13 protein-coding genes and 1 pseudogene are annotated in these 16,629 nt (G+C 46.1%); 3 read left to right on the top strand and 11 right to left on the bottom strand.

All coding sequences use genetic code 11. The features are described from left to right. Window positions 1-11: 11 nt before the first annotated feature. Window positions 12-1,700, bottom strand: coding sequence for a type 2 periplasmic-binding domain-containing protein (locus MJB10_RS20530; RefSeq protein ID WP_314797769.1), 1,689 nt, complete (start codon window positions 1,698-1,700; stop codon window positions 12-14). Window positions 1,701-1,843: 143 nt separating this feature from the next. Beyond that, a pseudogene (locus tag MJB10_RS20535) lies at window positions 1,844-2,684 on the bottom strand (Gfo/Idh/MocA family protein); the annotation flags it as partial. Between the two features lie 210 nt (window positions 2,685-2,894). Here MJB10_RS20535 and MJB10_RS20540 point away from each other — a divergent pair. From MJB10_RS20540 to MJB10_RS20550, 3 genes are all read left to right on the top strand, one after another. After that, on the top strand, window positions 2,895-3,629 hold the full coding sequence (locus MJB10_RS20540) for a ThuA domain-containing protein (protein ID WP_314797771.1): 735 nt from the start codon (window positions 2,895-2,897) through the stop codon (window positions 3,627-3,629). Between the two features lie 27 nt (window positions 3,630-3,656). Then, entirely contained in the window at window positions 3,657-4,703 is a 1,047-nt protein-coding gene (locus MJB10_RS20545; RefSeq protein ID WP_314797774.1) for a Gfo/Idh/MocA family protein, read from the top strand. 68 nt (window positions 4,704-4,771) lie between these two features. After that, window positions 4,772-5,590: an AraC family transcriptional regulator gene (locus MJB10_RS20550; RefSeq protein ID WP_314797777.1), complete on the top strand. Its 819-nt coding sequence runs from the start codon at window positions 4,772-4,774 to the stop codon at window positions 5,588-5,590. A gap of 220 nt (window positions 5,591-5,810) precedes the next feature. Here MJB10_RS20550 and MJB10_RS20555 read toward each other — a convergent pair whose 3' ends face one another. The 9 genes from MJB10_RS20555 to MJB10_RS20595 all read right to left on the bottom strand — a co-directional run bounded on the left by MJB10_RS20555 (window position 5,811) and on the right by MJB10_RS20595 (window position 16,548). Then, window positions 5,811-6,734: a carbohydrate ABC transporter permease gene (locus tag MJB10_RS20555; RefSeq protein WP_314797780.1), complete on the bottom strand. Its 924-nt coding sequence runs from the start codon at window positions 6,732-6,734 to the stop codon at window positions 5,811-5,813. Window positions 6,735-6,750: 16 nt separating this feature from the next. Further along, a complete protein-coding gene (locus tag MJB10_RS20560; RefSeq protein ID WP_314797781.1) occupies window positions 6,751-7,713 on the bottom strand; it encodes an ABC transporter permease in 963 nt (320 codons plus the stop codon). A gap of 269 nt (window positions 7,714-7,982) precedes the next feature. Next, the gene (locus MJB10_RS20565) at window positions 7,983-8,756 is read right to left on the bottom strand and encodes a response regulator transcription factor (protein WP_314797784.1); all 774 of its coding nucleotides are present in this window, start codon (window positions 8,754-8,756) and stop codon (window positions 7,983-7,985) included. Further along, window positions 8,743-10,488 (bottom strand): sensor histidine kinase, encoded by a 1,746-nt coding sequence (locus tag MJB10_RS20570; protein WP_314797787.1) that lies wholly within the window; start codon window positions 10,486-10,488, stop codon window positions 8,743-8,745. The genes MJB10_RS20565 and MJB10_RS20570 overlap by 14 nt, the downstream gene beginning before the upstream one ends. 336 nt (window positions 10,489-10,824) lie before the next feature. After that, the gene (locus tag MJB10_RS20575; protein WP_314797789.1) at window positions 10,825-11,871 is read right to left on the bottom strand and encodes a Gfo/Idh/MocA family protein; all 1,047 of its coding nucleotides are present in this window, start codon (window positions 11,869-11,871) and stop codon (window positions 10,825-10,827) included. A gap of 4 nt (window positions 11,872-11,875) precedes the next feature. Further along, window positions 11,876-12,913, bottom strand: coding sequence for a Gfo/Idh/MocA family protein (locus tag MJB10_RS20580; RefSeq protein WP_314797791.1), 1,038 nt, complete (start codon window positions 12,911-12,913; stop codon window positions 11,876-11,878). A 63-nt stretch (window positions 12,914-12,976) separates the two neighbouring features. Further along, window positions 12,977-14,464, bottom strand: a complete 1,488-nt coding sequence (locus tag MJB10_RS20585; RefSeq protein ID WP_314797793.1) for a hypothetical protein — start codon at window positions 14,462-14,464, stop codon at window positions 12,977-12,979. Window positions 14,465-14,496: 32 nt separating this feature from the next. Continuing rightward, window positions 14,497-15,663 carry a Gfo/Idh/MocA family protein gene (locus tag MJB10_RS20590; protein WP_314797795.1) on the bottom strand — a complete coding sequence of 389 codons (1,167 nt, stop codon included), beginning with the start codon at window positions 15,661-15,663 and terminating at the stop codon, window positions 14,497-14,499. Between the two features lie 3 nt (window positions 15,664-15,666). Next, a complete protein-coding gene (locus MJB10_RS20595; RefSeq protein ID WP_314797798.1) occupies window positions 15,667-16,548 on the bottom strand; it encodes a sugar phosphate isomerase/epimerase family protein in 882 nt (293 codons plus the stop codon). Window positions 16,549-16,629: the final 81 nt, after the last annotated feature.

Raw genomic sequence — 16,629 nt, forward strand, 5'->3', positions numbered from 1 at the left:
CAGTTATGTGGTTAGTCCGTTTGTCTGCCTTCTTCTAATCGTTTCGTGATTGCATTGCTAATATAGTCTTCGAGAGGCTTCATGTTCGCATCCTTCAGTTTGGCTACATACTCATCCCATATCTTGTTAAAGTCTGCTGGCTTGGCCAAGAGCATCTTAGGGATATAGGTCCTTACAATATCATTACGTTTCGTATTCGCTTTGCCTGCATCGGAATCACCAGTAATGTTTACAGTATAGGCAGCGCCATAAGGCGAATCTTGTTTTTTAAATGCATCAGAGAAATACGTATAACCATAAGCCTTCAAGTATTCCTTGTCACTATTTGTAAAGTTGGTTGATATATATTCTTTTGTTAAACTAATGGAATATACAGAACCATTAGAAAAAGTTTTACTGCTTGGAATCTGTGGGAACAGATTATAGGAAGGAAAGCCTTTTGCATTTCTCTTGTCAGCATCCCTGTAAAGTTCAATTTGTTCCGGAGTCACAGTATTTTTACCATCGCTGCCAATTGTGTAATCTACATCTTTAACTCCCCATTGGCGAAGAGTCATGATTTCCTCAGACATCAACCCATCTAGGAATTGCATAATTCGTTCCGGATTCTTAGCTGATTTGGAAATTCCGATTCCTGCATTCACATTCGGAACGACGGAACCCCAATACTTCTCTTGAATTCCATCTTTAAACACCAGCGGGATGTAGACGAATCTGCGATCATCCAACCCCTGCTTGGTTAGAGCATCATTAATTGAACCCATTTCAGTGGTTCCGCCATAATAACCTAGCACCCGACCTGAAGACATCTTGGCTTTCCATTGATCGATCTTATCGACGAAGCCCTCTTGATCAACCAATCCTTTGCTGAAATATTCGTTCATTTTTTGCATATGCTGCTTTTGGACATCCGAGCCAGCCACTTGCTTTGCGGTTGCCTTTTTACCGTTTACGTCTATCATGAAGCCGCCGTCGTCCCTATATCCGCTCAGATAAGCACCTTGATTGGTCAACCAATCAAACTTATAACCCTCGCTCTGGAAGGAATAACCAATCGTATCCTTTCCTCCTATTTGCGGATACTTTGCTCTATATTTCTCGAGCAATGCGAAATATTCATCAAAGGTCTTGATCTTCGGCCAGCCTGCATCTTTCAATACAGCCTCCTGAATCCAATAGCCGCTTCCTACAGTAGAAGGATTCTCATAACCAGGCTGAAGTGGTAACGTATACAATTTGCCATCCTTTTTATACTTATCGAGTTCGTTTCCGGGATACCATTTCTTGATGTTCTTGCCATACTTCTCAATCAGATCGTCTAACGGAATTAGAGCTTTTGCTTTCAAGAACAAACCAAGACCTGAATTTTCTTGACTGTTGCTTTGGGGAATAATCAGATCCGGATAATCATTGGATGAGACCAAAACACCTTCACGAGTTGAAGCATCCTTGCTCACATACTCTGTATTGAGCGTAACCTTTAACTTGGACAAAATCTGTTTGCCGTATTCCGATTCTTCTAACTTGACTTTTGGTGGCGCTGAACTGTAAAACAATGAAATCGTGGCGGGCTCTAATTCCTTGGCAGCAGGAGACGAACTACTGCTCGGATTGCTAGTGGGCTCTTTACCGCATGCTACGAGAGAAAGAGTAGTTATTACTGCTAATAAACCAATTCCAATCGCCTTTTTTTTGCTCATTGTACATCCCCTTCTTCTATTCATTGTAAGCGATTACTTCGCTTTGAATCCATAGTATCGTTTTCACACTTTTCATTCAACCAGACAAGATATAGTTAGATATACTACAAAATAAAGATGGGATAGTGAGGTTATTAAAGAGCTTATCCCCCAAATATTCTTATTAAAAAATCTCCATCCAGAAGAAGTTTAACCCAGTCATACGTCCATGAAGAGAGGTGAATGGCGTTAGAGATCAAAAGTCCATTAATCCCTTCCACACCCGGCACTATCAATGGAGTGCCATTCAATTTCGCATCGCATACCACTCTTATGGGTTGCGTTAAATTCACGCTCGGATACACGGTTTCTCCAGAAGGTCAGCTTCTCGTCTTCAATAACGATCTTGCCTCGGTCTCCGGTAATCTCACACCAGTTTGTTCCCGGGAGTCTCCAGTCGATGTAATGAACGTTCCCGTTGCCCAGACTTCGTATTCCACAATCACGGTCACATCGTCCCCCACCTCGATATTATGGAACTTCCCGTAATAGCAAAAACCCAATACACGCTTGGCATTCCACAAGTCCACTGCCAGATATCTAGCTGAGGAGGATCCTGGTTCAATAGAAACACCACCGCCTTCACTGGCCCAAGTTGCCCTCCAGCCGCCCGAATTATAATAGGACTGTGAACGACCAGTTGGTAATGATCCAGTTCATGCGCTTCAGCTCTCACAATTCTCCCGATTCAATCATATCCTTTAGCTTCCGATACAGAGGACTCGTGCACTGGTAGTACATAATTCCAAACACCTTGCCGCTTTCTGCAGCAATTTCATTTAGCTCCCGAACGTCCTTAGTATAGCCGCCCCCCGGTTTCTCTACCAATACTTTCAAGCCTTTCTCCAGAGCCATACTTACCTGTACAGGGTGAAGATAATGAGGGGTAGCCACAATAATCGCATCAACTTTACCAGAGTCCATCGTCGCTTCAGCGTCCAAAAAATAAGCAGCCTTATCTTGCCATTGCCCGCGCCAGTAGAAGAATAATCCCTGTATATAGCCATGTTGAATCTTTCGATATAAGTTATTGCATGAATTAGATTTATCAAAATAGTGCAAATTTCTGTCATATCCATGCATTGTCGATATCACGGAATTCCCTGATACTGAATCTGTCAAACCACTTTTAAAAATAAGAAAAGAGGTATCCTAATGAAAGTAACAATCTGGAACGAGTATATGCATGAAAAATCCAATCCGACGGTCGCAGAAGTGTATCCGCATGGAATTCACAATGCCATAAAGGAAGGATTGTTAGAGTACGGTATCGAAGCCAATACCGCCACGCTGGACGAGCCGGAGCATGGCTTGACACAGGAGGTACTCGACAACACTGACGTATTGCTATGGTGGGGCCACACAGGCCATGGTCTGGTCCAGGATGAGATATTGGAGAGAGTATATCAACGTGTTCTGCAAGGGATGGGGCTCATTGCCTTGCATTCCGCTCACTACTCCAGGATATTCACGAAGCTTATGGGCACCTCCTGTAGTCTACTATGGCGAGTTGCAAACGAGAAGGAACGGGTATGGGTTGTGAATCCGGGCCACCCTATCGCACAAGGACTTCCGCGTTATTTCGAATTGGAGAAAGAGGAGATGTACGGTGAATTCTTCGATATCCCCGAGCCGGATGAATTAGTCTTCCTCAGCTGGTTCCAAGGCGGCGAGGTATTCCGCAGCGGCTGTACCTTTCGGCGTGGACATGGCAAGATCTTCTACTTCCGCCCAGGGCACGAAACGTTTCCTACCTATTACAACTCGTACGTACGTAGAGTGATTGCTAATGCAGTGCGATGGGTTGCTCCCGAGCCAGGTCTTGTGCCGCTTGAAACTATTCGTCCGCCGTTTCCGGCCCAAGAACCGGTTCCAGGAAGAAACAACTAACTTTAATCTAAGGAGATAACGTGGAATATGAAAAAGCTTCGTTTAGGGGTTGTAGGTACAAGTGGAATGTTCGGAGGAGCACATTGGCCTGCGCTTAAGCAAATGAATGATGTTGAAATGGTTGCTTTCTGTGATATTGTAGTTGAGAAAGCTCGTTTTTTTGCAGATCAGGTGGGAGCAACTTGCTACGATAATTTCGAAGCCATGCTGGAGCAAGCAGACATGGACGCAGTATCGATCTGTACATCGAATGTTTTCCATTCAAAGTATGCGATTGCAGCACTTGAAGCCGGCAAGCATGTTATTTGTGAGAAACCGGATGCGGTCAGCTCGGTGGAAGCCGAGAAGATGAGAGCAGCAGCGGAACGCAACGGTTTAACCCTGATGGTCATTCGAAACAACCGTTACCGCTATCAGGCTCAGTGGTTGAAAGAGGCGGCGAAGGATGGGTATTTCGGAGAACTCTATACAGGCCGTTGCGGTTGGATTCGCCGCAGAGGCATTCCCGGGGCAGGCGGTTGGTATACTACAAAGGAGCTATCCGGTGGCGGCCCTCTGATCGACTTGGGTGTGCATATGATTGATTTGGCTATATGGATCATGGGCAATCCGAAACCGGTCGCGGTAAGCGGCGCAACCTATTGTAAATTTGCTTCTGACCTTTCTTGCAACCTATTCGGCGAGATGCAAAAGGATGGGATCTTCGATGTAGAGGACCTGGCCAGCGGCTATATTCGTTTTGATAATGGTGCTACTCTGCAGATCGAGTTCAGCTGGGCCTCTAATATCGAGCAGGAACGCAATTTCGTGGAGCTACGCGGCACGAAGGCAGGCTTTACATTGGACCGCGAGCTGAATGTCTTCAATCAGCAATATGGTGCACTGTGTAATGTTCAGCCTCAATTTCCAGCCGGCAAGCCTGGTTATGGCCACGAAGCAAACCTGAAGCACTTCGTTGATGTAGTGCTCCGAGGCACAGAGCCAGACTTTACACCAACCCAAGGCTTGCACATGATTCAGATCCTGGAAGCGGTCTATAAATCTGCACAGGTTGGCCGGGAAATCCTCTTATAATACTTGGTGGGAGGTGAAGTATGGGGATGCAGCAGCTTTCAACTTTTCGATTTGGCGGAGACTTCTTCATGAACGCCCAAGAAGTACACGGTCCCCGTATTCTCAAGGATTACGAGCTTATTTATTTCATGAATCCTGAACGTACGACCTATCTTATGGGAGACAAAACCTGGACGATGCAAGTGCCATTTGTGGCGATTCATCCCCCTGGAGTAACTCAAGGCTATTCCATTGATGGTGGCAGTCCTGTCCGCCATCAGTTTGTCCACTTCATGCCAGGGCCGATTCTTGAGGAATTCTTGAATCGATATCCGGACAAGCGGCTATTTACCTTGGAGCACAGCAAACTCTTCGTAGACATGTATTCCGAGCTGCTGAACATCTGTGCAGCAAAGCCCTTCCAATGGCAGGAACGTTTCAGCGCTCTGCTCTTCTCCATGATCACCCATCTGCTCTCAGGTGAAGCGGAGTCTGAAACGGCTAAGCTGCCGACGAATATTATGCAAGCAGTTCAATATATGCACCGCTGTGCAGCCCAGGATATCAACATGAAACAGATTGCCGAAAGCACCGGATGGTCCCAAGAGCATTTCTCGCGGGTATTCCGTTCCTATGTCGGAAGCAGTCCAATTACATATCTTATGCGGCTCCGAGTTGAACTTGCATGCCGAAGTTTAACACATACCAAGGACAGCATTCGTCAAATTGCAGAACACTCAGGCTTTAAGAGCGAATACTATTTCTCCCGGGTCTTCCGACAATTTAAGAGCGTAACACCGTCCGATTACCGCAAGCGCTCCGGTAAATATATCGATAGCAGCGAACAGGAACAGGAGTCAATCTGGAGAAGGCAGCATCCCATCAACACCTATTTCAAGCAGGAATAAACATGCCAGTGAATAAAGCCCCCATTCTTTCTCTTGAAAAACAATAATCGCCCTAAACCAGCCTTCTTGGCCAGGTCTAGGGCGATCTTCTTTATGTTCTGCGCCGGAATATTCGTACAATGATGACGGGCGTACAAGGAATAGCCAATCCGCTTCCATGATGGATGCAGATTGGCATATTACAATTGTATGGGGCAGGGGTTTCTGCCCTCATCTCATCTTATTCTTTTACACCGCCCAAGGTCATACCTGATACAAAATAGCGCTGTAAGAATGGGTAAAGAATGATGACAGGTAGCGCAACAATGATCGTCATCGCAGTTCGGACCGATTCCGGCGTGATGGATTCACCATGCTGAGCAGCAGCAGCGGCTGCATCTGCTGCAGCGGCTGCAGCATTATTGGAACTCACTTCGATATTTGTTGACGCCAAGATTTCCATTAATTTGTATTGCAAGGTCATCATGCTCTTCTTGCCATTGCCATAAATAAACGTATCGAACCATGAATTCCAATTCTGAATAACAACGAACAGAACGATTACCGCAATAACCGGAACGATCAGCGGTACAATAATTCGGAAAATTATTTTGAATTCACTAGCGCCGTCGATACGAGCGGATTCAACAAAGCTCTCAGGTAGTCCTTCAATATAAGTTCGAACGATCATGATATTAAACACCGACACTAGTGAAGGCACCACATACACCCAGAAACTGCCGATCAAATGCAATTCCTTGATTAGCAAGTAGGATGGCACAAGACCCGCGCTAATATACATCGTGAAGACTAGTAGCAGGTTCATGAATCTTCGAAGTACGAACTCCTTACGGCTGAGCAAATACCCTGTAATAACCGTTACAATTACATTTAAAGTCGTCGACAATAAAGTTCGCTTGACAGATACTAACGTTGCAGAATAAATAGTAGTATCAGATAGAATCATTTTATAAGAGTGGGTTGTGAATTCCCTCGGCCAGATGGTTATGCCACCGCGCATACTGTCCAAACCATCGTTCAAGGATAAAGCCAATACATTCAAAAAGGGATAGAGTGTTGTGACCAATACAAGGCTTAGAATAAAATAGATAATCGTATCTACAACCCAGTCCTCTTTTGTTCGAATTATTGCATGATGTTTCATATTGATTATCCTCTCATTAGAATAGTCGACTCTGGCCGAGCCGCTTGGCAATCCTGTTCGCAATCAAAATCAATACGATGCTGACAACACTCTTGAACATACCAGCAGCAATAGAATAGGAGTAGCGGCCCATGCTAATACCGTATTTAAGCACATACAAGTCCAGCACTTCCGACACATTCCTGACCAAGGCGTTACCCAAGAGCAGCTGCTGCTCGAAACCCGTATTCAATAGTCCCCCGATATGCATAATCAGCAGTATGACAATGGTCGGCATAATTCCCGGTATGGTAATATAACGGATCTTGGCAATCCGTCCCCCACCATCAATACTGGCGGCTTCATATAAGCTAGGGTCAATTGCACTCATCGTAGCCAGATAGATAATGGCACCAAAACCCACATTTTTCCACACATCACTTGCAGCGATAATTCCCCAGAAGTATTGTTCATGGGCCAGCCACAGAATTGGCTTGTCTATAAGGTGAAGTTTCATCAAAATTGTATTAAAGACGCCGTTGTCAATTGAGAGCAACGTGATGACAATGTTGGCTGCTACAACCCACGAAACGAAGTGGGGCAGATAGGAGATGGTCTGCACCAGCTTCTTAAATACGACATTCCTCGTTTCATTAATAATGACGGCCAGCATGATTGCCGACATCGTTCCGGCTGCCAGATTCAGCAGACTCATGGCAAGCGTATTGCGGATTACCCGCAGGAAATCCTCATTCGAGAACAACTCTCTGAAGTTGGAGAAGCCTATCCACTCGCTCTTCATAAGCTCATCACCAGGAGAGTAGTCCTGGAAGGCCATGATCCATCCCCACAAAGGAAAATATCGAAACAATAATTCATAGAGAATAATAGGAATTGCGATCAGGATCAGCGCTCGCTGCTGCCTTATTTTCTTCATAAAGATCTTCCACTTTGAATTCGTTTTCACAACATGTGTTCCCAACACTGTTGCTTGTTCCATTGTAAAATCCCCTTTCAGGTAAATTGCGCACTTGTCAACAAGTAATCGCTTTCTTTATTAGTATTATTATAGCCGATGGAATTCACCCGTCCTACCAGTGAAGATTAATGAGCTTACCCGATAAACAAAAGAGTTTGGTACCGTTTTCTGTACATCAAAACCGCAAAAAGGCTCGACCACTAAGATTCTACTATCCCGTGGCGAGCCTGCTTTATAAATTTACGAACAACCCGTTACAATTCAGATCTTACCCTGTTAAATTAAAGGACTTAGTGCAAACTAGATTCGTCCTTTAAAAACAATTTTCGGTAGTCCGATGGCTTCATCTGCTCCTGCTCTTCAAATTTGATGGCGAAGTAATCCTTGTCCTTATACCCAACATCCATTGCGATCGCATAGATCTTCATATTCGTAGTGCGCAGCAGCCGCTTTGCCTCATCAATCCTAAGCTTTAGCAAATAATCTGTAAAATAGGTGCCCAGATACTTCTTAAGCTGTTGACCGAGATATACGTGATTGACAAAAAAAAGATCAGCAAGACTTTTTAACGTAATAGGTTTTTTGTAGTTCTGGTCAATATAGCACTTTATCTTAAACAAACTATCTTTCTCATTCATAGAGAGCACCGATTTATCAAGCGCTTCGCCTTCGTCTGTCACCTCAGATAATTCCGTCTTCAACTTGACCAACACCTCTAATAGCTCATCAAGGTCGATCGGCTTGAGAAGATAATCCCTGACACCCAGCTTGAATGCTTGCTTGACATACGTGAAATCATCGTATCCGCTTACAATAATAAACCTAGCGCTGGGTTGCGGTCGGCCCATATATCCCCTAATCATCTCGATCCCGTCGAGCTCAGGCATCCGGATGTCCGATATGACCAGATCAATAGATTCATGCTCTAGCTTCTCCAACGCAGCCTGTCCGTCGCTGCATTCCCCGCATATCTTAAAGCCATATTTCTCCCATTCAATAGCCTGTCTCATCCATCGAAGAATAGAAGGCTCGTCATCTACCAGCAATACTTTATGTTGTTTCATTGTCATATTTATCCCCTTGCTGCCTGATTGATAGTAACGGTATCCGAATGAAGATTGAGGTTCCATGACCTAGTTGGCTAATCACCCGAAAGTCTAGGTCATCACCATAGTACATACCAAGCCTTTTATATACATTGTGCAGCCCTACACTCTTATGGTTCTCGTAATTTCCTTCAAGTCGCTTCTTTAATTCATCTAGTTTCTCATTTGACATTCCTGGTCCATCATCAGAAATCTCAATGGATAGAGTATCCTCTATGTCTAATATCTGAAGTTTGATCGTTCCCATTGTCCGTTTCTTCTCAATACCGTGAACACAAGCATTCTCAATTAAAGGCTGTAGGCACATCTTCGGAATAAGCAACAAGCCTACCCCATGTTCCATTTCAATCTCGTACTGCAGCTTGTCCTCGAATCGATACTTCTGAATATTCAGATACTCCCTAATGAACTCCAATTCTTCCCCTAACGGGATGAGATCGGAGCCCCACACGGTCAATCTTCTGAACAGCTTCGACAGGCTGCGAATAATGCTTACAGTCTCATATTCCTGCTTCAGCATGCTTTTTGCCATCATAACATTCAATGTATTGTATAAGAAGTGGGGGTTAATCTGCGAGTATAGAGCGTTTCGCTCCGCATTCAGCTTCTCCACAAGAAACCGATTCTTCTGCAGTTCTGCTTCATATACCTCTGAAATCAGATTCTCCATACGCGCAACCATCATATTAAATTGGATAATAACCATGCCGATCTCATCATTGCCAGGGGAATGAGATATTACATCAAATCGATTCATCTTAATATTGCGCATCTGCTGACTTAAGATACGCATTCGATAAATCATGGAACGGGTAATCAAATAAATGATAAACGAAGTAACCATAAGGCTGCCCATCATCAGAAAAATAAAACGAGTTTTCAAGTGCTGAAGCTCGGGTGTCAGGAGGGAGCTAGAGCCACGTATCATAATCGACCAGCCTCCCAGCAGTCCCGATTGTGCAAAGCTGTCCTTCAAGGAAATTCCCTCTTGCTCCTGAATGCCCTTGTTTATGGTAAAAATGGGTTTGCCGTGCTGGTCATAGAGCTCCGCTTGAAGAATCCCTGCATTCTGAGCTTCTTCCAATGCCAATTGTGCAAACACATTCTCATCCAGGCTGATTCTCAACACATCAATATTATTCAATAAAGCATAATTCATATAACGTACGATACTCACCTTGTCTCTACCCGTTTCGGGAATGGTAGTAACAATCATGTTCTTGCCGCTGGCAACGAGTTCCTTATACCAACTCTCATTCTTATTCGCTTCGGTCAAGGGTTGTATGGAGCCGCCGAAGAACAGTAAATGGTTGGTTGTATAGAGGGTGATGTTGTCCACTTTTGGGTTTGAAACGAGATGCTGCTGGATGGCCTGATCCCATTTCCTACGGTACTCATATCGACTAGCCACCGATTCCTCCGTGTTTTCAAATAATGTGTAATAAGACTCATTCAGAAGGAGTCGATCCGATAACGACTTGGCGATCTCGATCTCTTTGCTGATCCCGTACTTGATTCGAAGCAAGGATTCATTAAGCTCAGAGACCCGCTTCTGCTTCAGCTCCCTATTCATTGAGCTGTAAAAAAGACTTACGAAAGTAATGATGGGTACAAATATGCAGAGGACGTAGATCATGAACAGCTTCTTGTTCAGAGATATGTTGTCCAACCATAAAAAAGCTCTTTTCATGCGATCACCCACTGTCGAAACAATTTGATAGCGTTTACATTTGAGTCATTCCGAAAACACATTAACTGAACTCCGTTCACTACCTACTGCTATAGTTTACATGAGTAGAATCTTAGAAACAACCCGATAGATTTCGTAGAGTGGCATGATAAAGTAAAGAGGTGTGTTCGCTTACAAATTTTCGTGTTTACAATCTATGTAGGACCTAGCCGACAATTAGGCTAGGTCCTGTAAAAGTCACTTTATTAACCAAAATAAACGGCTGCGCCGTCCTTCTTGGACGGTAGCGTTTATGGAGAAAGATAAGCAATTGTATAAAGTGAAACTTATACTTTATTATCTTTTCAAAAAAACTTCCTTACCCGTTCTTGCTGATTCATAGATAGCCAGAATAATACGAACAGCTTCGCGGCCCTCCTCAATGCCTATGATCGGGGACCTATTCGTCAACACAGCTGTAATCATGTCCTGAACTTGTGCGGCATGACCCTCTAGGGAGATCGACATTGGATTCGAACTGCCACCACCTACATCGGAAGCTCCTTCGGCTTGTTTCAGCTCCACTTCAGGTTCTCCCTCCAGCTTCAGTAGCTCTATCACCCCATCTTTCGCGTAATAGCTGCCCTTCAAGCCATGGATCTGTGCCGAAACCTCCAGCCCTGGGTATGCACATGTCGTTCCGATTAGGGTTGCGATAGCTCCGTTCTCGAAAGTTACAACAGCAACGGCGGTGTCCTCCGTTTCTATCACATGTCCGTAGGTGCCTGCCTTGGCGAAGACACTTTTGATCGGACCTAGCAGCCATCGCATGAGGTCGACGGTATGGATCGATTGGTTCATTAAAGCGCCCCCTCCGTCCAAAGCCCAGGTCCCTCTCCAACCTCCATTCCACCCATAGTACTCCTGCGTCCGATACCACTTCACATGAAAATTCGCTGTTACTAGCTTACCGAGCCGTTCCTCCATAAGAAGATTCTTGATCCGTTGATTTCCTTCACGAAAGCGAGTTTGGAATATACATCCTGCTTTAACCCCATATGCTTTGGCTGAATCAATCATGGCATCAATTTTATCAAGCGTGATCTCAACCGGCTTCTCGACCAGAATATGCTTGCCCGCTTTCATACAAGCTTCGGCCACCTCCAGGTGTAAGCCGCTTGGCGTACAAACACTGACGATATCGATGGGCGCTTTCTCAAGCATTTCCTCTAGGGAAGCGAATCGAAGCTCCCTCGGTATTCCATAGGTGTCTCCGACATCGTGCAAGCGCTTTTCATCCTTGTCACAAATAACCACCGCATGGCATCCCTCAGCCTTCAGAGCCGCCTTCACATGAGCGGTTCCCACGCCCAGTCCTACTATTCCATACCCAACACTACGCATCATCCTATACTCCTTTTTCCGCATATGTATGATTAGTCATGACCTTAGCATCTCTTTGTGCCAGCATACTCAGCTCCGCTACCCTGAAGTCGTGCTTCTGGACGCTCGCCGTTTCCGTCCTGTTCAGGCAATCTTGAATCAGATCTCGAAAGAATGAGGTACCCGGCTGATCATTAAGGTCAAAATGCCGCTGTTCGGTCTGATTCACAAGATACAGCTGGTTGCCTGCTTTGCCTCGTGCCACATCAATATATTTACGCAGTTCTATATATCCTTCCGTTCCCAGAATAAAAATACGACCGTCACCAAAAGTCCCTAGCGCACGGGGAGTGAACCAATCTACACGATAGTATAGCAAGGCCCCGTTATCCCCTACGAAGGATGCATCACCATAATCGTCCAATTCCGGGTATTGAGGATGATTAAAATTGACCACCTTGCTCTCCAGCAGTCTAGCATCTTGACTTCCGCTAAGGTATAAGAACTGATCAATCTGATGACAGCCGATATCGATATGAATGGCACCGTTATTCACCTTGCGATGGTACCAATCTGGTCTATCGTTTCCCATCGCGTGCGGTCCGAAACCAGTCATGTGTATAACTCTACCGATTTCTCCTGCTTCGATAAGCCGCTTGGCATGGGCAACCGCTTTGGAAATAATACGCTCATTATAAAACACAGCGTATTTCATTCCTGTTTGCGCCGTTAAACTCCTTGCCTGCTCCAGCTCCCCTAATGTAGAGAAAGGGGCTTTATCTACGAAATAATCCTTACCAGCTTGAATAACCCTCTTACCAAGCGCAAATCGTCTGGACGGCATATCTGCACTGGCAACGAGCTTAATCTCTTGGTCCTCCAATACCTCCGATTCCTCACGCGCGACCCGAGCTTGGGGGAATTGAGCTGCGTAGAATGCTAGTGTGGTTGGGTCATCATCATAAATCCATTTCAATGAAGCACCCGCTTCGATGAGGTTTCGCATCATGCTCCCCACATGGCTGTGCTTCAATCCAACTGCGGCAAAGGTAATACTGGCCAATGTTGTTCATCCTTTCCCATCAATAAAAATATATGCTCAAGACTCTGCAGTGAAGAGACAATATTAAGGCAATTTAGAGGCCAATAGATCATGCTGTATCGTATTGTTTTTGAACATGATCAATTGGTCAAAGCGGGCTTGAATCTCCGGCATACTCGAATAGGTCCATGGGACATCTCGGTTGCTTACATTGTCTTCCACAACGAATTGCTCCAGACACTTTTTGTACCAGTCCGTACTGATCAAATCATTATCATTGGAATCGATTCTGAGGAGGTACTCTTGCGTATCGATAAACCGATTCCCCGATATCACAACATCCCGATGCTTGAATCCGTCGACCGTTCTCTCTCCTACATTCCCGATCCGAATTCCCATCCCGTACCCTTTGAAAATATTATTGGTGACCCTAACATGCTCATAATTCCCGACCAACATGAAGAACATCCCCCATGGGGCGTGAAGTCCTTGTACCCTCTCATTCCGAACCCCATGAATACTTTCTGGAATGACGAAGACGTTATCATGAATGTAGAAATTCCGGCACACTTCCTGGTGCGAATGCCAGAAGCCTACACCGCCGCAGAAGTTCTCGAAGTAGCAGTTGTACACTTCCGTGCCTGACGCTCCAGTTTCGACAGCAGTCTGCGGGATGCCCCCCAACCGCTCACTTACGACTCGGCAATCGTGGACCTTCAGGTTGCAATCGTGCGTGTGCTTCGCCTGGAAAGCATCTTCCAATGTACCGAGGGACAAGGTTGTGTTGCAGTCGATATTATAGATCTCGCAGCCGGGGCCGATGTTCCATAGTTCCACCGAGAAATTGGCGCCCCAATAATCTTCATATTCCTTCACTCGGATGAAACTGTCGTGAATCTTTACATTCTTGAGATAACCGTCCTGCCAGAATTTGATCCCATACCCGTTCTCATCTTCTGGACTTCCCAAATCCTCAATGGTGATGTGATGAATGTCTGCTCCGTCCAGACCGGCAATCATCAAATTGCCGGCTAGTCCGCACTTGGTCCCGTCCACATATCGATCCCCAATGCCGGAAGAATTGATATAGCGGCAGTTATGAATGTTCGAGCCAGTAATATATCGCTTGGGCTCGCCGCCTCTTTTCTGCAGCCGCCTGTAATTGTCTGTGAACAAGGAACCGGTCATCCGACAGCGGACAAAATCGACGTCATGAAGCGTCACATGGTTGACTCCGGAAACGATGATGCCACCCTGAAGCTGCTTGTTCATCCCGTCGATCGTGAATCCGCTTATTCTCTGGTTACCGTCTTCATTAGAGGACGAAATTAACCGGATCAGGAAGGCGTGAGGAAAGTCCGCCTGGAGCACCGTCTTGTCAGGTCCTGCCCCTACCAGATTCACGCCTACTCCCAGATTGATCGACATGAACTCCCGATATACGCCTTCCTCTATGCGGATCGTATGGCCAGCCGCCACTTGTGTCGCGGCATAAGCCACCGAGTTCCAAGGCTTGACCGCTGTACCGTTGCCCTGTAGATCATCTCCTAACGGAGATACATGGTATATCATCCCATATCCTCTCCAATCCCACAGTCAATCGTTTAAAATGAATTCTGCAAGTCAGACGATACTACTTCTTTTACCTTTTTGCGGAAAGTAGACTGTTCAATTTTCTCTTGCAGCTTCTCATAGTACAAATCTTCATCCAGAGGCAGCTCGACCCAATCATTCGTCCAGGAGGAGAGATGAATGGCGTTGGAGATCGACAGCCCCCTAATCCCTTCCACACCTGGGGCGATTAGCGGCGTCCCCTTCAGAATCGCTTCCACCCAGTTGGCGGTAATGCCCCGATGAGCGATTTTGCTCTTATCCCCTTCCGGAATGGGAACTTCACACTTCCAGCTCTCCGGTTGGCCGAAGCCCCCCTTGAACGTTGCATTAAATTCCCTCTCCGAGACTCGAGTTCGCCAGAATGTTAATTTGTTATCCTCAATGACGATTTTGCCGCGATCTCCGGAAATCTCGAAGCGATTCGTTCCCGGTGTCTCTCCGGTAGATGTAATGAATGTTCCCGTCGCCCCGTTCTCGTACTCCACGAATGCCGTTACATCGTCTTCCACTTCGATATCGTGAAATTTACCGTAGTAGCAGAAGCCACGAACGCGTTTGGGCATGCCGCAGATCCATTGCCACAGATCAAGTTGATGGGGATCCTGATTAATCAGCACTCCCCCGCCTTCCCCGGCCCAGGTTGCCCTCCAACCGCCGGAATCGTAGTACGACTGGGAACGATACCAGTTGGTAATGATCCAATTCGTGCGCTTCAGTTCGCCGAGCTCTCCGGAATCGATCAAGTCCTTCAGCTTTTGATACAGGGGAAGCGCACGTTGGTTGTACATGATTCCGTACACCTTTCCGCATTGCTCCGCCAACTCGTTTAGCTCTCTCACATTCTTGGTGAAGACCCCTGCCGGTTTCTCGACCATAAGGTGCAGGCCCTTCTCAAGCACTGTCTTCCCCAGCACGGGGTGCAGATAATGATGCGTGGCCACAATAACCGCGTCCACCTTACCGGAATCCATCATGGCTTCAGCATCGGTGAAATAGGCGACCTTGTCCTGCCATTGATCGCGCCAGTAGGCAATACGTGATTCATCAAGGTCGCAAATCGCCGTCAGCTCGGCCCCGGGAATCTCACCGTCTGCGATATATTTGGCATGCATAGCTCCCATACCAAGCCCAATTACTCCAATGCGTACCTTCTCCATGGTCTATACCTCCTGTTTCGCCTCTTCTTCGATGCGTCGAATGAGTTTGATAAGCGATGTAGCCGCCATCGCGAACGTACGTGCTCCGCCCTCCGGCATGTGAATAATCGGAGAATTCGGTTCGAGCTTCGCAAATTGTTCGATCGTGAACTTGGATAGATGGGGCTCCAGGGACAAGAACATCGGCTTGCCTTCCGAATGGATCTCATTCAAGATTTCATACAGGTGCCCAATACCATAACCGGCCGGAACCGTGATGCGCGGCTCTAGCGTAGCATCCTTGATATGCATGTAGGCAAGATGCTTCTTGATTTGGTAGAAGGCGTCAGGGTAACAATTTACCCCGCAATGGATATAGTTAGCGGGATCGAAGATCGCTTTAAAATGCGGGCTGTTGATGGAGTCTAGCAGATCCAGACAGCGCTCAGGCGTATCTCCGTAAATTTTCGCTTCATTCTCATGCAAGAGTGTAACCCCGGTTCCTTCCGCCTCCTTGACGAGTGTACTCATTCGCCGCAGCACCTCGTCCCGATAGATGGCAGGATTCTCTCCTTCCGGAATGAAGAAGCTAAACAAGCGGATATAAGGCGCCTCCAGGATTTCGGCGATCTCGAGCGTATAACGGAATAATTCCAGATGGGGCTCGAAGTCATCCGTTATTTTGATTTTGCCGATGGGGGATCCGACTGAGGATAGCTTGAAGCCTCGGTCTGCAAGTTGTCGCTTGATACCCAGAACTTCTTCCCTTGTATTCTGAACGAGGCCCTTCCCATTGACCCCTCTCATCTCGATATGTTTAATTCCATACTGCTCCAGAACGTCCATCTGGAACTCCAGGTCTCCACCGATTTCATCGGAGAAAGCGCTTAATTGAAACTGTCCCATGTGACAAATCCTCCTCTATCTATTCTCAGTCTTCTTTTATTATTCTCCAATGTGATGGTACGGGCAACCAGACAATATAAA

The organism is Paenibacillus sp. MBLB1832 (assembly GCF_032271945.1).
In the GTDB taxonomy this organism is placed as follows: Bacteria; Bacillota; Bacilli; order Paenibacillales; family NBRC-103111; genus Paenibacillus_E; species Paenibacillus_E roseopurpureus.